Source organism: Paenibacillus psychroresistens, assembly GCF_009728935.1.
In the GTDB taxonomy this organism is placed as follows: Bacteria; Bacillota; Bacilli; order Paenibacillales; family NBRC-103111; genus Paenibacillus_AC; species Paenibacillus_AC psychroresistens.
Genome location: NZ_CP034235.1, coordinates 7367935 through 7387644, shown reverse-complemented (window position 1 = coordinate 7387644; position 19710 = coordinate 7367935). Strand labels below are relative to the sequence as shown.

The following is a 19710-nucleotide window of genomic DNA, read 5'->3' as shown; positions in this document are numbered from 1 at the left end:
CAATAATAGTTCGCAGACGTGTATAATGAAAATAAAAACGGATGTGGGAAAAATGTCAACAATCGTAAGCTCAGAATGGCTGGCGGGACATATAATAGATCACGAAACTAAAGATGTTATGGCACCATCCGAGCTAATTATTGTGGATTGCCGCTTCATGCTGGGCCAGCCTAACGCTGGTCGAGAAGCCTATACACAGGGGCATATCCCGGGAGCGGTATATCTCGATTTGGAGCAGGATTTGTCTGGCCCGATTAAAGAGCATGGGGGCAGACATCCCTTGCCGGATCTTGGAGCTTTTACATTGATGTTGGGCAAAATTGGCATTGATGATACTGCCAAAGTTGTAGCCTATGATGATCAAGGCGGAGCTATGGCTTCGCGTTTCTGGTGGATGCTGCATTTTCTTGGACATACCCATGTATACATACTGGATGGCGGCTTCTCGCAATGGAAAGCAGCGGGCTATCCTACAGATAATTTAATTCAACCTATCTATACAAGACCCGACCCACGGGAGCGTTCTTTTAAACCTCGGGTACAGAGTCATCTATTGGTAAGTGTAAATGATGTAAAGGCAAGACTAGGTAACGCCGATACGATATTAATCGACTCTCGCGAAGAGCGTAGATATTTAGGATTAGAAGAACCCATTGATAAGGTTGCCGGACATATCCCAGGGGCAATTAATGCCTTTTGGAAAGAAAGCCTTAATGATAAGGGGCAATGGAAGACTTCGGATGAACAAGCGGAGAGATTTAAACAATTGCCAAAAGATAAAGAACTGATCGTATACTGCGGATCAGGTGTCACAGCCAGTCCTAACTTTGTTGCGCTTAAAGAAGCAGGCTTCGACAATGTTAAATTGTATGCGGGTAGCTGGAGTGATTGGATTAGTTATGAGGAGAATCCGGTTGCGACGGGAGAAGAGTAGGTACCGAAGACGTATAGAAGTCCAACGATTTAAGTGCAGAACACGGCGAGATAACCGCCGTTGCTCTGTGTTTTTTTATGCTCGAAGTCAACATGGAGTCAACACGCGGTTCCTGAAAGTGCATACAACAAGGTGATACATCGAGCGAATACTCGTATCCACTGTGTTAACATAAAAAAAGGCCAGATTGCCTAGTCAAAGGGTTCTGACCTTTACGATTGTAATTGGTGCTTTGTCAGTGGGCGGTCGAGCTGACCATTTAGCTTTTTAGAAGTCAACATTTTAAGTAGGTGTGAATTAAATCAACACGAAGTCAACCTATCAGAGGAATTCACTTAATAACAATGTACTTTATACAGTTGTAACGTTGTGTACACCTCGAATAATATCAAGGGTTCGCTTTACAAATGACTCTAATTCAGTTTCATTTATTGGCTCGGTATGTGCAAATGGGTCTCGATCATGATGGAATCTCTTACTGTAGTCATTAATACTTTCAAGCTCTGAGAGGTAGAGCTTCATTTGAATTAGAGGTTCTGATATTGCACCCCTGACTTTTCCAATGAAATCACCTAACCATTCATTACTCTTAAAATCTTTTGGAAATCTGATTCTAAGATTTCCTTCAATTAGTGGGCGAATACTCATTGCGACGGATCTTAGATTATCGGATTTGCCTTCTAGAAATTCTGCAAGTGTGAAATAGCCCTGGTAATAATCTGAACGAGTCTCTTCTTCAACATTCCAAATATCAATTGTACTATCTGATATACCATCCCGTTTTATGCAAAGCTGGCTAAGAGAAGTGCGCTTTTCGGTATACATTTCCCAAAGTATTCTGGCGAAAAAAATATCGTGTGTAAGTACGATCACTTGGTTGGCTCGATTTGAGTAACTAAGTACTTGATCAGCCGTATATCTTTTTCTGTGGTTATCAAGGCTTGAAATGGGGTCATCAAAAACAATGATTTTATTATCGATTCCTTCATCAGTTTCCAATTTAGCTAAAAAGAAAGCGAATGCCAAACTACTTTTATCTCCTTCACTCAATGTATTGCGAAAGGAAGCTGTTGTTTGAGGAGTTTTCTCGGTTCCAAGTTGAACAGACACATTATTTATTGTAAGAGTGAAATTACTACTAGGCTTTCCACCTAGAAAGCTTGATTTGAAGTCGGTTACTTTAAAGCTGGCTCCACAATTGGTTAGATGAAGATTTATTCGATGTTCATATTTCCGAAAAGTTTCCTCAGTATATTCTTTTAGTTCTTCTCGAATTTTTTCTTTATTGCTAGTTAGGATTCGGGTTGTCGAGAGGAGTTCATTATATTTCCTGACTAACTCTACTTTACTTATTTCATATCTTAGCTTGGTGTTTTTATGTCTTTGAAGAGTAACTCCTAAATGTTGAAGAGTAGTTTGGTTTAATGATGCTTTCCGTTCTTCGATTAGTTTGTTCATTTCAATAACATAAAGATTGTAGTTGAAAATAATACCTAATATTTTCAGGTAATCTTCAATTTTTTGATTAGCGTAATCGTTAATCTGTATTTTTTCGAAGGGAGAAAGCTTTTTAGTTTCAATCAGCCCTTTTATAAGCAGGGTAAATTTTTGCCAAATATCATTTATATCATCAAGATCAATGGTTACAGTTTCTGGTAGTGTAATATAGTTCTGCCAAAAAGCATGTAATTCATTATTTATATGTATAGTGGTTTGAAAAGAGAGTAATTTTTCAATGCTGCATTTTTGGTTGAAAGCATTCAATAAGTTTTCGACGACTTGGATTTCTTTTTTGTATTCGTCACTAAAGAAGGACTTGAATGCTTTTACAATTTCAACATTAGCGACGTTTTGTTGGCAGAATGGACAAGCTTCATCTGTGATTTTATCCACGCCGTATTCAAGCCATTTCTCGCCATTTACATCCAATCTGTGCTGAATGTGGTTCTTTGTTACTTCTTCCGCATTGTCGAGTATGTTGTTTAAAGTTCGCCCAGCTATGTTAACTTCAAATTTTGCTTTATCAAAAGATGGAAGATCAGCTTGGGATAATATAGATTTACTTTTTATCTCTGCTTCTTTAGAATGTACTAGTAGTGACTGTTGGCACATTTGAATCTCTTGATCCAGATTTTCTTTAAAGGGGAGTTTAATAAAATCTTCTACTGATAAAATTCCATCAATTCCTAATTTTATAGTTGTTTCAAGTTCCTTTTTGGTGTTGTTTGCGTTTTTGATGTCCGTATCCAATTGATCAAGCTGTTTGGCTTTTTCAACTCCTGGTTTACCGATTGTGAATAAATATAATTGCTTTTTTTGATCATGTTCTACAAATTTAGAGTAAACGTTCTCACTAACAAATAGAGAATCGAAGATTTCAATTTCGGATTCAGGCTTATTTAGCCAAGTACCATTTTTAAACTGGTACTTTGTAGAATCAATCAGAATATCTATGGCTTGTTCTCCTACGCCTCCTAGTGTCTTCCTACCCACAACAAGCTCATTATTTTGTTCATTTAAGGAACGAAAAATATTAGAAAGGGTGGTCTTTCCTTTACCATTCTCTGAATATACTATGTTAAGTTTGTTGAACTGGACATCACTTTTTGCTGTGAACGCTCTGAATTTTCCAGTATTCTTAATGTTGATAATCTTCTTGATCATAAGCTACCCCCTAACAATGTAATTAGATCTAGAAAGGGGATTCGACATAATTTCTGGAAATCCTTCTATATATAAGCTAGTCTTAACAAAAATAAGGAGTCAGAAAATACCTTGTCGAAATAAGGTCGAAGAACGATCGGCGGCTCCGAATGCCAGGCTCAACTTCGGGCTGTATTTCATGCGTTCGAACAACTTCCGCGCTCTCCCATTCTATGTCACTTAGGTTTTTCCGCACGGCTCTTGCATTCTAAGCTTTGGTAGACATTATGACTCTAGGGCTATCTAATATAGTCACGAATACAAAAAGTGCTAAGGAAATTAAACAATGTATACGGATGGGAAATGCATATGATCGAGGTTTAGGTAATATGTATTTATAAAATGATTGTAGAAATAGAGAACTTAAGGAGGCTGATTAATATTGAACCGCCATGTAGATGATTCTTTTTTGGATATTTGCTATGAATTTATTAACCTAAAATTCAAGTTAAAGGACTCAGGGAAAAAAGACAGTATTCAAATTTATTTTCCGGAAATGTTAGCAAAATATTACGACTACTATAAGCAAGTAGCGACTATTCAATTTATGGGTCCAAGTTGGATGCGACCAGGATATACTTCAATTGAGATACGCTTTTACTTGAATTCATTTAAAATTGCAAATCTTGACCAAGTTCTTGAAGCCTATTCTAGCGGCCGAAGTTTTAAGCAGAATGGTGTCAACCCATACTATCACTATAATATTAATAAATCTAAATACATCAAGGAGCTATTTACTAATATATCTAAAAGGCTAATTAATAATCTCGGCGAGTTGTTTAACGATATTGAGACCCCCTTGATGCCAGCTACTATTGATGAAATTCCAAGGTATTAATCAAGTATTCGATGCGTTTCAAGAGGGACTCCTTTGGTGTCCTCACTCTTATTTCAATGTAGATACTGAAATTATTTACAAACGTATCCTCCAGCTGGAGTGATTGGATTAGTTGGCAAGATAACCCGATAGCCATTGGGATAGAAGCAGAACCGAAAGACGTATAGCAGTATACAAATGGTGAATATATCACCATGTGAGGCTAGTGCCTTGACGATGTACCCAAAATGGTTAAAAATCAACGTGAAGTCAACACGTGCTTCGTGAAAATACTTTCATGAACCCTCAAACTAAACGCGCGCTCTTATGGCTCCCAATGCCCTGTACAATCAAACTAACGGCCGATTAGCACCTTGTTAAAGGTGTCACTCGGCTTTTTCTTTGCAAATACGGATACTAAAAGTGACACCACATTACTTATTAAATCTGTCTGATTCATATTGAAAAATCAACAAGCGAATGAGTCAACAGAAGATGCTGCAAACGGAGCTGTGAAAAAAATATAATAATAAGTCCGATATTTTGGCAATTTAGCCTTTTTTGTCGGAGTTTGTCATTTTGCCGTCATTGGGGTGTGTTATGTTTACTGCAATCATGAATAATAATATGGAAAATTGAAGGGGGAAAAAGAATGCGCGCGATTATTAAGAAGGGAATGTCCATCATTTTGGTAATGCTGGTGGTGTTTGGTGGATTGAATGGGTTGTTTGTTGGAGGAGGCAAAGTGTCTGCGGCTGGTGCACCGAATTGGGAAATTGTAGGAAACGCTGGCTTCTCAGCGAGTAATGCTTCTAGTATGTCTACATATGTTTACAATGGCACTCCATTTGTGGCTTATGTCGATTTTGGGAATGACGGTAAAGCCACGGTAATGAAGTATGATGGAAGCAATTGGGTGACCGTGGGCAACGCTGGTTTCTCGGCGGCGCAAGCATCTAACACATCTTTATCCGTATACAATGGGACCCCATATGTGGCATATGTGGATGGTGGGAATGGCAATAAAGCCACGGTAATGAAATATAATGGAAGCAATTGGGTGATTGTAGGCAGCGCTGGCTTTTCGGCGGGGGATGTATACAAAACGTCCTTATCCATATACAATGGGACACCATATGTGGGTTATACAGATAATGGGAATGGCAGTAAAGCCACGGTAATGAAGTATGATGGAAGCAATTGGGTGAGCGTAGGCAGCGCTGGTTTTTCAGCGGGAACTGCATTTAACATGTCCATATCCATAGACAATGGGACCCCATATGTGGGTTATACGGATGGTGGGAATGGCAATAAAGCCACGGTAATGAAGTATAATGGAAGCAATTGGGTGACCGTGGGCAACGCTGGTTTCTCGGAGGGGTTTGCATCCTATCCGTTCTTTTCTGTTTCTAATGGGCTCCCGTATGTAGCTTATATTGCAAATTCAAAGATCACGGTGATGAAGTATGATGGAAGCAATTGGGCGACCTTGGGCAACGCTAGCTTTTCAACAGGCTCTAGTGATGCCCCGTCCATGTATGTAGAGAGTGGTACCCCTTATCTGGTCTATTCGGATATGGCTAATGACGGTAAAGCCACGATAAGCAAGTATGATGGAAGCAATTGGGTGACCGTGGGCAGCGCTGGTTTCACGGCGAGTGGTGCATCTATCCCGTCCATATATGTATACAATGGCACTCCTTATGTGGGTTTTATGGATGGGGCGAATAGCTATAAAGCCACGGTAATGAGATTTTATGTGCCGAGTTCGAACGCAAATTTGAGTAGTATTGGTTTAAGCAGCGGAGCGTTGAACGAGACGTTTGCAGCGTCCACTACCAGTTATACGCAGAGCGTATCGAATAGTATATCAAGCTTGACAGTGACACCTTCTTCATCAGATACAACGGCAATTGTAAAAGTAAATGGAACAACCGTTGCCAGTGGTAATGCAAGCACAACGATTCCTCTAAGCGTAGGCGCGAATACGATTACGGTGCTAGTCACGGCAGAGAATAACTCGACAAAAACCTACACCGTCACAGTGACGCGCGCTGCTGCAAGTGCGAACGCAAATTTGAGTAATATTGCTTTAAGCAGCGGAGCGTTGAACGAGACTTTTGCGGCGGCAACGACCAGCTATACGCAAAGTGTAGCGAATAGCATAACGAGTCTGACAGTGACGCCGACTGCAGCAGCTGGAACGGCAATTGTAAAAGTGAACGGAGCAACCGTTGCCAGCGGTAATGCGAGTTCAGCGATTCCACTAAGTGTAGGAGCGAACACGATTACGGTGCTAGTCACGGCAGAGAATAACTCGACAAAAACCTACACTGTTACGGTGACACGCGCCACTGCAAGTGTGGTGGCAAGCTCGAATGCAAGCTTGAGCGGAATAAGCGTAAGCAGTGGAGCGTTAAATGAGACGTTTGCGACGGCGACAACAAGTTATACACAGAGTGTAGCGAGCAGCGTGGAGAGTCTGACAGTGACGCCGACTGTAGCAGATGGGAAAGCAAGTGTGAAAGTGAACGGAACAAGCGTTGCCAGCGGCAGCGCGAGCTCAGCCATTTCGCTAAGTGAAGGAGCGAATACGATTACTGTTTTAGTAACAGCAGAGGACAGTTCGACAAAAACGTATACCCTTACAGTGACACGTGCGGCAATTCCTAGCGTAAATTTGGGAAGCGACTTGATCTCACTAGATGCGGCGAAGTATACAATCGGTGTAGGTGACTCACATTCAACCATAGTTTGGTCGAATAACAAGGACAACAGCTCTAGTGTCCTCACGGCAAGCAACATAACCTTTGCATCCTCAAGCTCGGCAATTGCAACTGTTGATGCAAACGGCATTGTAACAGGCGTAAATAAAGGAACGGTAACGATCAGTGCTGTGTACACATCGGACAATACGGTGTATAAGCGCTATGCAACGGTCACTGTGGATGCTAAAGCGCCTGCGTTCTTGACAGCGAGCAGCACGGTAACAGGGGCTGTATACCTTAGCATTGTCGGTCCAGACGGAAATCCGGTGGAGAATGCAGCTGTAAAAATATCGCAAGGCACCAAAGTATGGCCGCTTGCCAAAACAGACAGCAATGGAAGAGTACTGGCGTATGTTCCGGCAGGTAAATACAATGTGCTGGTATACTCGACAAACGGATTAACCATGAAAAATTACGCATTTCAGAACTTATCTGTGGCAATTGGACAACGCAGCGAGCCGCTTGTTCAGCCGCAATTCAATTTAGGCGCAGTATCTCTGTCCGTCGACACTGTTAATGGTGGGGTTAAGAAGATCACCGGTGCTGCTTCGAGCGGGTCAACGATCATCGTACGCGATGGCCTAACATTGCTTGGTACAGCAAAGACAGATAAGGCTGGCAAGTTCTCGATTGCTCTAAAAAAACCACTCTCAGGCAACGCGATAATTGTAACCGCAATAGATGCAGATGAGAGTGAGAAGTCCGTGCAAATACAGGTGCCATTAGTTGCACCAGTTGTACTGACAGCCGCAACGAAACTGAATGATGTTGATCATGATACGGTGATCACGTTCAAAGATACAATAGGACTATTAATTGGAAGTGTTACCGCGGTAACCTATGATGGGAACGTGTTAGTGAAAGATACACACTACAAGCTCGCAAGTGGCAAACTGACGATTATAGCAGGAGTGATCAAGAACGCAGGATCGCATACTATCGTGGTGAAATCGAGTGCATATGATAATGCGCAGGTAACTCAAGTGATCAAGGCAGGTGTGGCGGATGCAACACAATCGAGCTACTCGCTAAATGGAACATTGACAGAGGGAGGATCAGCGACAGCGACGGTGATCTTGAAAGACAAGTATGGCAACTTGACTGAAAGTAAACAGGTGTATGCGGATATAACCGTTACGAACACGACGAGATTAAACGCAGAGAAATATACGATTGGCACCCCAACATACAGAGCAACCGTTAAAGGAGTGAAGGCGGGAGTAGTCACGGATCCAAACGGATCAACGGCGATTTCTATAGCGATTCCAGCAAGTGTCGATATTGGCGACGGCGTATCCATACAGCTGCGTACGGGTACTTCGGTTAAGGGCACAACCTTCATCGGTGATTCTCTATCCTACACGAAATAACAAGTATAATAACATGTACTGCCTTTTATTCTCTAAAGCTCCAAAGATCATACGATCTTTGGAGCTTTAAATTTATTATATAGTCATAAGTCACGACGATGTGCCTGACGAATTACTCTACATACCTACAAATCTCGGTACTTCTGGTCATATCCCGCTGTACGCCTTGAAACCATTTGCAGAGAAAATCCTCCAGTTGGAGTGATTGGATTAGTTATGAGGAGAATCCGATTGCTACGGGCAGAGAATGAAAGTCGTGAAGCCCCGTCCTAAAAAGGAACGGCGTATTTGATATGAGGGGTAAATTAGCCTGTAAAGCGTGCTCTGAGTGGTTCTAAATCAACACGGAGTTAACAATCACTCACTGAAAATGAAAATACTTACAAGAACCTTCGAACCAAACGCTCGATCTTATTACTCCTAATGCTCTGTACTGACACAAAAAGCCGGGAACTTCCACTCTGGAGGTATCTTGGCCTTTATTATGTATACTCTCAAAGATTACAATATACGAGGCCTTAATCAACGAGAAATCAACAAGATTTACCTTCATGTAAATGATAAAGAATAAAACTCCGAAAACGGGAAAAACCCCTCGATGAAGTGTCGAGAAGTTTATTAAGTCAATTAAAGGGGTAATGAAGCCCGAATTCGCCTGCTAATCCTTGGATTCCCTCGTTTGTTACACGAACAGCCCGACCGTTAGGTATCCGTTCAATCCACTTTAGCTCGAATAGCCTTTTGGTTAACTCGGCTCCCAAGCTTCCTGCTAAGTGGTGCCGCCGTTCGCTCCAGTCTAAGCATTGGCGAGCGTAATGTCGCCGTTTCCGGGGGTCTTCTTCAACCTCAACTCCGAAATCCCTTAACTTTTCCTTACCTTCTAAGCGCAATATATAATCATTCCCCGATTCCTCTAATAATTTCATATCAAGTAATCGGTCCGTAAGGGCTACTCCAATCTTACCGGCCAGGTGATCATAGCAAGTTCGAGCGTGACGCAATGTCTTTAGTTCGTCGGATTCACGGAGTGAACGCACGGATTTGGGCGGTGCAATGGTAATAAGGGATTCAAGGGCATGTCCTACTTCATGATTAGCAAGTCGAAAATATTTATGTCGGCCATTTGATTCGTGAAGGAGCAGACCGCCCTCTACCATCTTGGCTAAGTGAGAGCTGGCCGTTTGCGGAGATATCCGAGCTGCATGGGCTAAGTCCCCAGCGGGTAGAGCTTTTCCTCCTAGCAAACTCATTAGCATTGCTAAACGTGATGGATCGCCGATAAGAGATGCAATGACTGTGACATTCGGATTTGAATCCGTCATCATAACTTTTCTTCCTCCTTACATTTACGATTCGATTACCACCGAAGTATTCACATGTTAACATAACGATATAAACTTTAGCCAGAGGAGCAAATCATGAACCGTTATTTATTCGGAATACTAGTGTTACTTGCCACTTCGCTAATGGGCTCTTCTTTTGCAGTAGGAAAGATTGGTCTATCCTATATCTCGCCCTTACTACTCGTAGGCATTCGATTTACGATGGCAGGTTTAATTATGGCCTTAATGGTAAGGAGTAAACGACTGCCTGCATCCTTTAAAGATTGGACCAAATTAATCATTATAGGATTTTTTCAGACGACAGGAGTTATGGGGTGTATCTTTCTGAGCATGCGTACAATTCCGTCTGGAGAGACCTCCATATTGACCTTTGTTAATCCACTAATGGTCGTGATTTTGGGAACAGGGTTTCTTGGTTTGAAGTATCGAATGTCGCAATGGCTTGGGGTAATCGTAGGATTTGTAGGTGTATTCGTAACACTAGGATTCCACTTGCAATTAACGACTGGGTCTTGGTTGGGTCTAGGATCTGCGCTTTCATGGTCGATCGCTACTGTTATGGTGAAAAAATGGGGTGGGCTTTTTGAGACTTTGGTAATGACTGCTTATCAAATGTTATTCGGCGGTTTACTTCTGTTATTGCTGAGCATGGTGTTGGAATCACCGCATCTTGTCATCAATGCAACTTCTTTAGGGGTTGTAGTCTATCTAACTCTCATGGGCTCAATAGTGCAATTCGCAACATGGTATTATTTGCTGAGTCGTGGTGATCCTGGGAAAACAAGTGCATTTTTGTTCTTAGCTCCGTTCTTCGGAGTCCTGTCGGGATGGTTGATCCTTGGAGAGCAAATCCATAAGTATGTTTATTTAGGAGGACTTTGTATCTTCATTGGAATATTCCTAGTCAATTGGACTAAAGTCACCAAGAAGCTTTTATAACACTAGAAAGAAGGGCTTTATATGCAACGTCTGTTAATTACAGCATTAATCTTGTTAAGTCTCATTTGGGGAGGGTCATTTTTCTTTATTAAGCAATTGTTGCAAGATTTTGGTCCGTGGACGATTGCTTTCCTCAGATCTAGTTTAGGTTTAGTTACTATAGGGATGATTATGCTCATTTTGCAAAAACCTTTTAGATTTAGAAAAATTCCATGGAGTCCAATGGCTGTTATGGCCTTAGTTAATACTGCAATCCCTTGGGCTATCATCGGATTTAGTGAAACGAGACTGACCAGCGGCATGGCATCTATTTTAAATGCGACTACACCTTTGTGGACAATAGTTGTGGGAACACTATTCTTCCAGACAATCACGAACCGGATGCAATGGATCGGCATGGGAATAGCCTTTATCGGTTTGATTGTTTTACTAGGCATAAATCCCAAATCGATTATATCGGTGGATTTTTTGGGATTTATTTGTATGATTACAGCAACGTTGTGTTATGCGGTTGGCTCTCAGTTGTCCAAACGGCTGAAAGGGGTATCCATGTATCAAATTACATTCGGAACTTTGCTCTGCTCAATGCTTGGTAGCGGTAGTGTTGCCTTTTCAGTTGAACAAATCTCATTGCCAAACCTGGCATCGTTGACGAATATCGTTATGTTGATTGGATTAGGTGTATTCGGCTCAGGTATCGCCTACATTCTCTTTTATTTTATGGTTCAAAAAGGGAGCCCTGAATTTGCTACTATGGTTACCTATTTTATTCCGGCAAGCGCAATTATCTGGGGAAGCACACTGCTGAACGAGCAAATTCATTGGAGTTTATTGATGGGACTAGCATTCATTCTAGGAGGCGTATTCTTAGCAAGCAAAAAACGTCCCCAACAAACGGCTGCAACACGTAACGAAACTTAAAAGGGAGTACTTGCTGGGGGCAATCCGATAATTGGAGTGATTGGATTAGTTATAGGGAGAATCCGGTGGCAACGGGTAAGGAGTAAGAACCGTGAAGCAGTGTGGGATGGGCACTTGGGGTGCATGGAGCTTGCTTGGAGTTTTCCAAACACTTCATATAAGGGCTCTATTAAGTCAACAAATTTCTGATGTTTGACACGTAGTCAATGAAGAATCAACAAATCATTTTTTATTTGATTCTTTTGTTAAATGAAGAATTTCTTCCGAAATCAACATTAATTATTTTTAAAGTGGATTCCTCTGTGGTAATACACTTCAGTGTTGATTATCTGTTTAATCATATATGTATATTTAGGAATTAATCTTTCAAGTACAAAAAAATGATTATATTTATGTGCTTTATAGTTAAAATTGTTGTCACTGCTCATTAGTGCGATACCAAAGTTACAACCTTGTGGAACTGTATCATCCCATTCTTGTAATGTTCCTTCTTCAAATGGCTTGGAAATATTGATTTCTATATGATCTTCATCATATGCCCAACTCCAATTATTCTCATTCTCTAATGTCTTTTTAGCATTGACGAAGTAATTTCAGGTTGTTTAAGTCAATGTTGAACTTTCCATTCAGTAATATATCGAGTCCAAGCAAACCGTTAATGTTATGATATTTAAATGAAGTGAAATCTAATTGGATATCTCTTAGAATAAAATCACCAATTTCTATAGATTGAACTGTTTTGGAAAAGGCATGTTCCTTGCCCCCTATTCCATAACTTGTAATAATGTCATCTTCTAAGGTTACTTTAATTCCAATATCGTCAACTTCGTCTTGAGAAAGTAGAGTGTGGCTTGCTCCAGTGTCTATTACAATATTGTTAATTACTTTCGTATAGCCATTAAAATGAATAGTAATCGCTGTAAATAGGAGACCATCCCTGTATTCAATATGCATCTAAAGAGTTCTCCTTAAGCTGTTACTCTTACGAATCTTCACGATAATTTGATCTTTAGAAGTATGATAAACTAGAGTGTTTTCTTTACTATGAAGTAGTTCATGAGTTGCATTCTCGTCTTTAATCGGTCCTATAACAGCTACTTCATCAATTGTTTCTTGATTATCTATTTCTTGGGAGTGTAGAATTTCAAATTTAACAAATTGATTTGGATAAATGTCCCGTACTTCTTGCCATTTCACATTTAATCCCTCCAAACAGTTTTGATTACATTATATCATTTAATGTCTTTAAAATCCTTTAGGATCAATGGTATCTTATCTGATTGTTGCAATCATCAGTACTTTCTCTTTGTACAACCTTAATATCTTTGCAGAAAACACTTGCATGCAAAATCCTCCAGTTGGAGTGATTGGATTAGTTATTCGGAGAATCCGATAGCGGTAGGAGATGAAGAAGCGCCGAAGGATGTGTAGCAGTACTTAATCATAGAATACATCGCCATGCGGTTCTTACGCCCCGGCGATGTATATTTCTATATTCCGAGTCAACGCCGAGTCAACAAACTGCCGAAGAAAACATTTTCATTTTGGCTCGGACCGAACGTACACTCGAATGCTTCTCAATGCGCAGTACAGATAGGCAAAATGCCGGTCTAGCCCACCATAGCGGCGCTGCTATCACTGGTCAATGTATGGAAGTCAACAATCAAGAAAGCCATTCAACGCAAAATCAACGAGCATATTCTAGAGAAATGCTGTCGAGGCGTGACTGTCCTTTCTATTAATTTCTTTGCAACAATCCGAACTCATTACCTTCCATATCGTAAAACGTAAACATCTCTCTACCGCCTTTTTCTGTCTTACCGTTCACTCTTACGCCGTTTGACTTAAGGAACTCGTAGTCGGCAGCGATATTCTCGGTATAGAAGTCGCAGATGCGGTAGCACACTTCACCGTGCGGTGATTCTACGAGCGATACGGGTATGCCGTCGTAGCAAACATGGCGGGCAGCGGAAAGCTCTAGCGTCGGAAAGGTGAAATCGTAAATGACGTCTGCGCCGAACACCTCGCTGTACCAAACGTGGGCACGCTCGATATTCTTAACCCCGATGAACACGCCGTCGAATTTGAACACGTTGTTCGGCGTGTCTGGCCACGCAGGATCACTGATGACACCAAGCGCGTTAGCATCTAGATCACGCACGTTAAAGTCGGTATAATGATGAAACTTTGTCGGCTCACTCGCAACTACAGCCGTCCGATCAAGCGATTGATGGAACTTTAATGCATCATAAGCCTTGAAACCGAATGGCACGGCATCGTAGCGGTTTAAACGCCCGACTTCGACTAGAGTCAATAATGAACCCTCCTGCAAGGTTAACGTTTCTTTTTCATGTTGAGAGCTTATGCTCTCCATCCCGAAATGTCGCCGATACCAAGCCACCGACGCTTCCGCGTTCGTAACTGGCAAGTAGATCTCGCTAGGGCTTGGACCACTAATGTGTAGGTTTTGTTTGACTTTGGACATTTGGATAATCGCTCCTTTAACTCGGTGTTTGCAGCATAACTGGAATTAGCAGCGTATATCGGTCTTTCCGCTCAGCCGAATATTGGCGCAAAAGTGTGCCCACCGGCTCGAAGCCGCATTCCCGGATCGACGCGAACACAGGTTGGCAAGGCGCAGACCGATCGGGATTGCACTCGATTGCCACAAAAAGGGTCTGCGGATGCTTGGTAACCGTGGTTCTGCCTAGTAGTGGCTCCTTATCTCCGAGCATCTCATATCCGATTTTTCCGTCGAATCGGCCCTGCGTCTCTTCGTAGTGAACGTAGCAGGTACGAATCGTAGCGCCACCGCTCAGAGCGAGCCGGTCAATGAGACCGTTATTCGGATCGAACATACGCGCAATCGAAGTTCCCATTTCTTTTGGCAGAGGAAACCAGGCGATCTTCTTCGGTTTTTCCCATCTAACTAGGCGCAAATGCCTCGTCCGTGGATGAAAGCCTTGCAGAAACTGTCTTGCGATTTGCAACGACAGCATTCGCGCCTCTGCTTCTTCTCGCCAACGCTGCAACAACTGGTCCTGTTCCGACCAGTCACCTGCCATAAAACGCCGAATATCGGCGATTCCGACGTCCGCTTGGCGCAAGCTATGAATGAGAAGAGCTGATTCGATCTGGTTGTCCTCGTATTGCCGGTAGCCATTCGCTGCGCGAACATTGGGGACAAGCAAGCCGATTTCTTCATAATAACGCAACGTCTTGGGCCGTAAGCCGGTTTGTTCGCTGAAAACACTGATCGTCATCATAAGGGGGGCACCTCCCTCCGGTCCATTTGGGCCGGTTAACGTCATTATAGACGTTCCAGTAACTGGAATGTCAATAATTTATTTTTCGGTGGGAAAAACAAACGTCTGCACCGAAATCCTTGAAATTGGAGTGATTGGGTTAGCTATGGGGAGAATCCTATTGCTGCAGGGGAAGAGTAAGAAAATAGAGAAGACATGGGATGGGCACTTACCTCTCGTGTTGACGTTGATAGCCGGCATTGGTCCTGTTAATATGTCGGCTATTTCGGCATCTCTTGGCGCAACGATTTTTGAAGAATGGTTCTCTCGCGGACCTCATCTGCAAGCCATAATAAACACACTGTTCAAAAAAGGCGAAGCGCCTTGGTCAGCGGGTGGTACTTTGTTGCACTCACAAGAATTTACTAATACCAAGCAGTAAATCTGACTTGCAGGGGTGATAGAATTGGCAATCATTAAGGTGTTTCCCAACAGTCCGACGGCTATTCAAGACGCGGTTGCTTCAGCGAATGAGGGGGATGTTATCCTGGTACATAAGGGCATCTACCATGAAAATGTGAGAATTCAAAGTGATAAAAACAATATTCGCATTGTAGCCAAGCAAAAGCGTCGCACGGTTCTCGACGGTAGGCGGGTTTTGCTGGAGGCATTCATTTTGGATGGCGTCGCAGGCGTGGAAATCGATGGATTCAAAATTAAAAACTACATTTTAAGCGGCATTCGAATCATGAACGGAAAGTCCCACCGCATCCTGGAGAACGAAATCAGCGAAATAAGAGGTATCAAGGGGAAGGTTAAACCTTTTGGCATAATCATTAATCAATCAGTGGGGAATCTGTTGATGAGGAACAAGATTAAAAGGATAGGCAGCGTTAAGAAGGGGAGCGGTATTCAACTTAGCTCGTCAATGGGGAATTGGATCGTTGGAAATCAACTGCTGAACAATTCATTATGTGGTATAGAAGTCGATCTCGGTTTTCATAATGCAATCGTAGGAAATCGGATTTCCGGCAATAAAAGTGAGGGAATCACAATTAGCGAATCGAACAATACCCTTATCTTAGAAAATATGCTTAATCATAACAGCAAGAACGGAGTGTTCGCCCGTAGTACGAATAATTTCATTATAGACAGCAAGATCAAAGACAATCATGGAAACGGCCTGATATTCACGCTTAATAATAATATGGCATTCAATAATGAAATCAAAAACAATCATCAAAGCGGCATAGCGATTTTATCGGATTTCAATGACATCCAGTGTAATAAAGTCGAGAAAAACAAGAATAACGGCTTATTTATCCATGCCCCACATACGGCTAACTTCGTGTTCGAAAACCGATTCAAGAGCAATAAACCGCAAAATATCAAGGATCAGGGCACGAACAATAATATCGTTCAAAATAATAGGGATTAACTTACGGTTGCAGCTTGTAAATGAACCACAAAAGGAATCCCCAACTGGAGTGATTGGATTAGTTATGGGGAGAATCCGGTGGCCACCAGCAAGTAGTAAATGCCGAAAGAAGTATTGTAGTATATATTGAATTAATATACAGAGCATAGCGATTTTGACTTCGCTGCTCTGTGTTTTTTTGTAAGAAGATCAACGTGGATCCTCTTCTGAGAACTCTGGTCAATCCTATTTATTATTTGTGTTGCTACTAGACTTGTTCTAGAAATCCACATCCGAGAATCCCAATCCGTTCTTATAGCAATCAACACTTTAAGTATGTGTGAGTGGAATCAACATACGAGTCAACAAGTAATGTAGCACAAACTTGGATTTTCAATTTTGTTTTCTTACAAATGGCTGTCAGCGTGAGGAGGACGGGTGATATTTTTGACGCCAACAAATACAATATCACCAATAATTTGGTATTTTTTATTTTATGTTGTCTTAAATGGTGTCTTATGGCAGGGAAATCTCATTTACTGTAGAATTATTCCAAATAGAAGAATTGAAGAGATTACTAGATGCTTAGGATGATAGAAAGTATATATTCCGTAGCTATTTTTAATTAGATGATTCTCTTTCGTGAAGTGAAGAAGAGAGATTCCAAGTCGAGCGAATTGAGGTGAGATTTGCCGTGAAATTTTTTTTAGTTATCGCGACGGTACTTGCGATGCTGCTGACGGGAAGCGGATGGGCGAAAGAAACCGCGACGGTGAACATAAATAAACCGAAACCGAACTTAATCTTCATTCAATTGGAAGCGTTTCAATCTTTCGTCTTGAATAAAAAAGTTGCAGGCCAAGAAATAACGCCGAGCTTAAATAAGTTGATTAAAGAATCAGCTTATTTCCCGAACTTCTATTTACAGAACGGAGCCGGCGTCACGTCCGACGCGGAGTTCATGTCGAACACGTCGCTGTACCCGGCAAACGGCCGCTCGATAATCGCAAGGGATTTGGCTGACAAGGAATATCCTAGCTTGCCTAGACTGTTGAAGAAGAACGGCTATTCCACGGATACGTTTCACACAAACAATGTGACTTTTTGGAATCGCAAAGAATTGTATTCCGCGCTCGGTTTCGAAACCTATTACGATAAAGAGTACTTTGGCACGGACAAAGCGATTGCTTTCGGCGCGGACGACGATATTCTGTACAAAAAGAGCATGGAGGTTTTAACGAAACAAAAAGAACCATTTTACGCACAAATCGTGAGCATGTCGAGCCATTATCCCTTTCGCCTTCCTGCTTCCTATCGCACGCTAAAGCTACCCGCGATCTATGAAGGCAATGTAGCCGGAGATTATCTGATAGCCGCGCACTACGCGGACGCGGCGCTCGGACGCTTCCTAGAAGAACTGAAAAAGAAAGGGTTATGGGACGAAACCGTGATCGCGATCTACGGCGATCACTCCGGGATCACGGCGGACATGGTGAAAGAGAAACAGGCTGTTGCTTTAACGGATTTGATGGGAAGGCGTTACGATCAAATCGACGCACTCGGAGTGCCATTTATTATCCATGGACCGGACGTGAAAAAGGGCATTTACGAAGCCGTCGGCGGCCATATGGACATCATGCCGACCTTGCTCGGTTTGCTCGACGTACAATCGGAACATCGGATGTTCGGTTACGATTTGTTCCGTAACGTGGAGCACCCCGTCGCGGTTCGGGCTAATTTCGGTCCGCCGGGGTCTTTCGTCTACGGGAACGAATACTACGATTCGAAAGCCGGAACAATAACGAACGTGAAAACGAGAAAGATCGGCGACGCCTCGGATCGCTTCTTGGAAATAGAAGAAGAGCAGCTAAGCCGATTCAAAGCGTCGGACGAGTTGATTGCGATGTTGCCGGAGAAAAAGGATTCTTTCGGCATACAGATCCAAGTTACCGAAGCGGTCAAAGCTTATAGCCGCAAAGACGTTTCGTACGCCCCAGTGGAGGTTTTCCCCGCGAACGCCCGCTTGGATACGTTCGAAAACGACGGGGATTGGTACCGGATCGTCGGAAAAAACGGTAAAGCCGAATGGGTGAAAACCGCCAACCCGATTACGGAAACGTTTAAAAAAATATATAATCCGGTCAAAACTAGAGCTTACGTCGAACCCGACCCAGCGTCCAAAAGCCCGATCGAAATCGGAGTGCAAGATCTGTTCGTACTGAAAGAATGGAAGGGCATGGGTTGGTATCAAGTTTCGAATTGGACGGGCATAGATTTATGGATCCGGATTAAGTAGACTTCTAAATACGCAAAGGGGATGGACACATCTTACTTGTTTGTCTTTTGAACAAGTCAACAAATTATTGACATGAACATATTGAATCAACACGAATTCAACAGAAATATTAGCCTAATAGTTTAAGAAAGAGAGGATTCATTGAAAAGGCGCAGATTAATTATACAAGGAGATACTATTGAATTTATTAAATTGCCCGAACGGGTAGAGAAGATTGAGGTTTATGAAATATATACTCGCGAACAAGAGGAGCTTTGGGGAGCGCTTGGGATAAGAATAAGGCTGATTGAATAATTTGGAATTGAATGCGGTTTAATTTAAAGATCCGTTTCGTTCAGTTGTCTTGCATTATGTTTTTTCTGACTGTCAAAAATAGTTGCAATAGCATTCTATGTCATATATACTCAAATTAGTTGCAATAGCATACTATAAAAAGGAGTGAATGTTAATGGATGACGATTGCTTTCGATCCCCTGAGGACGCTGTGGAGTCGTATGGGAAGTATATATCGGCTATTTACCGCCATTTGCAGATCCTCATAACGACCGAGCTTGCTCCGTTTCGGATAGGGAGTGGGCAGTACATCTTTCTGATTGCGATAGCGGGCAAAGAAAGAACGACACAGAAAGCGTTAAGTGAGGAGTTGCTCATTGATAAGACAACAACCGCAAAGGCGATTGCCAAGCTTGAGGCAGAGGGATATGTACGAAGGGAGCCCGATCCCACAGATAACCGCTACCATTTGCTGTATCTTACAGAAACGGGCAGAGCAGTAGTTCCGAAGGTTCGCGAAGCATTAGATGATGTAAGACTTAAAAGTAGCATAGGCATTAGCGGCGAGGAATACACATTCATGCTGGGTATACTGAAGAAGGTGCTCCGCAATGTCAACGAACAGGTACGAAATAAGGGAAAGCAAACTTAAACCAGCGTCATTAATGATGGAGGTATTGATCC

Annotated in this window: 16 protein-coding genes; 10 read left to right on the top strand and 6 right to left on the bottom strand. The window is 42.2% G+C overall.

Going from position 1 to position 19710, the window contains the following annotated elements; genetic code table 11:
• The first annotated feature begins 52 nt into the window (after positions 1 to 52).
• Positions 53 to 934: a sulfurtransferase gene (locus EHS13_RS33265; RefSeq protein WP_155704525.1), complete on the top strand. Its 882-nt coding sequence runs from the start codon at positions 53 to 55 to the stop codon at positions 932 to 934.
• A 351-nt stretch (positions 935 to 1285) separates the two neighbouring features.
• On the opposite strand, the gene EHS13_RS33260 is transcribed toward EHS13_RS33265, so the two are convergent.
• Entirely contained in the window at positions 1286 to 3598 is a 2313-nt protein-coding gene (locus tag EHS13_RS33260; protein WP_155704523.1) for an AAA family ATPase, read from the bottom strand.
• A gap of 421 nt (positions 3599 to 4019) precedes the next feature.
• Between EHS13_RS33260 and EHS13_RS33255 the strand changes: the two genes are divergently transcribed.
• Together EHS13_RS33255 and EHS13_RS33250 are read left to right on the top strand one after the other, a co-directional pair.
• Complete coding sequence (locus EHS13_RS33255) at positions 4020 to 4475, top strand: hypothetical protein (protein WP_155704522.1); 456 nt, start codon at positions 4020 to 4022, stop codon at positions 4473 to 4475.
• 631 nt (positions 4476 to 5106) lie between these two features.
• Positions 5107 to 8592 carry a beta strand repeat-containing protein gene (locus EHS13_RS33250; RefSeq protein WP_155704521.1) on the top strand — a complete coding sequence of 1162 codons (3486 nt, stop codon included), beginning with the start codon at positions 5107 to 5109 and terminating at the stop codon, positions 8590 to 8592.
• Positions 8593 to 9215: 623 nt separating this feature from the next.
• Here EHS13_RS33250 and EHS13_RS33245 read toward each other — a convergent pair.
• Positions 9216 to 9914 (bottom strand): ArsR/SmtB family transcription factor, encoded by a 699-nt coding sequence (locus tag EHS13_RS33245; RefSeq protein WP_155705611.1) that lies wholly within the window; start codon positions 9912 to 9914, stop codon positions 9216 to 9218.
• A gap of 96 nt (positions 9915 to 10010) precedes the next feature.
• On the opposite strand from EHS13_RS33245, the gene EHS13_RS33240 reads away from it, so the two are divergent.
• Positions 10011 to 10874, top strand: coding sequence for a DMT family transporter (locus EHS13_RS33240; protein ID WP_155704519.1), 864 nt, complete (start codon positions 10011 to 10013; stop codon positions 10872 to 10874).
• Positions 10875 to 10895: 21 nt separating this feature from the next.
• Positions 10896 to 11795, top strand: coding sequence for a DMT family transporter (locus EHS13_RS33235; protein ID WP_155704517.1), 900 nt, complete (start codon positions 10896 to 10898; stop codon positions 11793 to 11795).
• 573 nt (positions 11796 to 12368) lie between these two features.
• On the opposite strand, the gene EHS13_RS33230 is transcribed toward EHS13_RS33235, so the two are convergent.
• From EHS13_RS33230 to EHS13_RS33215, 4 genes are all read right to left on the bottom strand, one after another.
• Positions 12369 to 12749 (bottom strand): retropepsin-like aspartic protease, encoded by a 381-nt coding sequence (locus EHS13_RS33230; RefSeq protein ID WP_155704515.1) that lies wholly within the window; start codon positions 12747 to 12749, stop codon positions 12369 to 12371.
• Entirely contained in the window at positions 12750 to 12992 is a 243-nt protein-coding gene (locus tag EHS13_RS33225; protein ID WP_155704514.1) for a hypothetical protein, read from the bottom strand.
• A 541-nt stretch (positions 12993 to 13533) separates the two neighbouring features.
• A complete protein-coding gene (locus EHS13_RS33220; protein ID WP_155704512.1) occupies positions 13534 to 14280 on the bottom strand; it encodes a VOC family protein in 747 nt (248 codons plus the stop codon).
• Positions 14281 to 14296: 16 nt separating this feature from the next.
• Entirely contained in the window at positions 14297 to 15061 is a 765-nt protein-coding gene (locus EHS13_RS33215; protein WP_162463378.1) for a MerR family transcriptional regulator, read from the bottom strand.
• 88 nt (positions 15062 to 15149) lie between these two features.
• Between EHS13_RS33215 and EHS13_RS33210 the strand changes: the two genes are divergently transcribed.
• The 5 genes from EHS13_RS33210 to EHS13_RS33190 all read left to right on the top strand — a co-directional run bounded on the left by EHS13_RS33210 (position 15150) and on the right by EHS13_RS33190 (position 19678).
• Complete coding sequence (locus EHS13_RS33210) at positions 15150 to 15482, top strand: hypothetical protein (RefSeq protein ID WP_155704509.1); 333 nt, start codon at positions 15150 to 15152, stop codon at positions 15480 to 15482.
• 24 nt (positions 15483 to 15506) lie between these two features.
• Positions 15507 to 16478, top strand: a complete 972-nt coding sequence (locus EHS13_RS33205; protein ID WP_162463376.1) for a right-handed parallel beta-helix repeat-containing protein — start codon at positions 15507 to 15509, stop codon at positions 16476 to 16478.
• Positions 16479 to 17151: 673 nt separating this feature from the next.
• Positions 17152 to 18753 carry an LTA synthase family protein gene (locus tag EHS13_RS33200; RefSeq protein WP_155704505.1) on the top strand — a complete coding sequence of 534 codons (1602 nt, stop codon included), beginning with the start codon at positions 17152 to 17154 and terminating at the stop codon, positions 18751 to 18753.
• A gap of 141 nt (positions 18754 to 18894) precedes the next feature.
• The gene (locus tag EHS13_RS33195; protein ID WP_155704503.1) at positions 18895 to 19047 is read left to right on the top strand and encodes a hypothetical protein; all 153 of its coding nucleotides are present in this window, start codon (positions 18895 to 18897) and stop codon (positions 19045 to 19047) included.
• Positions 19048 to 19201: 154 nt separating this feature from the next.
• The gene (locus EHS13_RS33190) at positions 19202 to 19678 is read left to right on the top strand and encodes a MarR family winged helix-turn-helix transcriptional regulator (protein WP_155704502.1); all 477 of its coding nucleotides are present in this window, start codon (positions 19202 to 19204) and stop codon (positions 19676 to 19678) included.
• Positions 19679 to 19710: the final 32 nt, after the last annotated feature.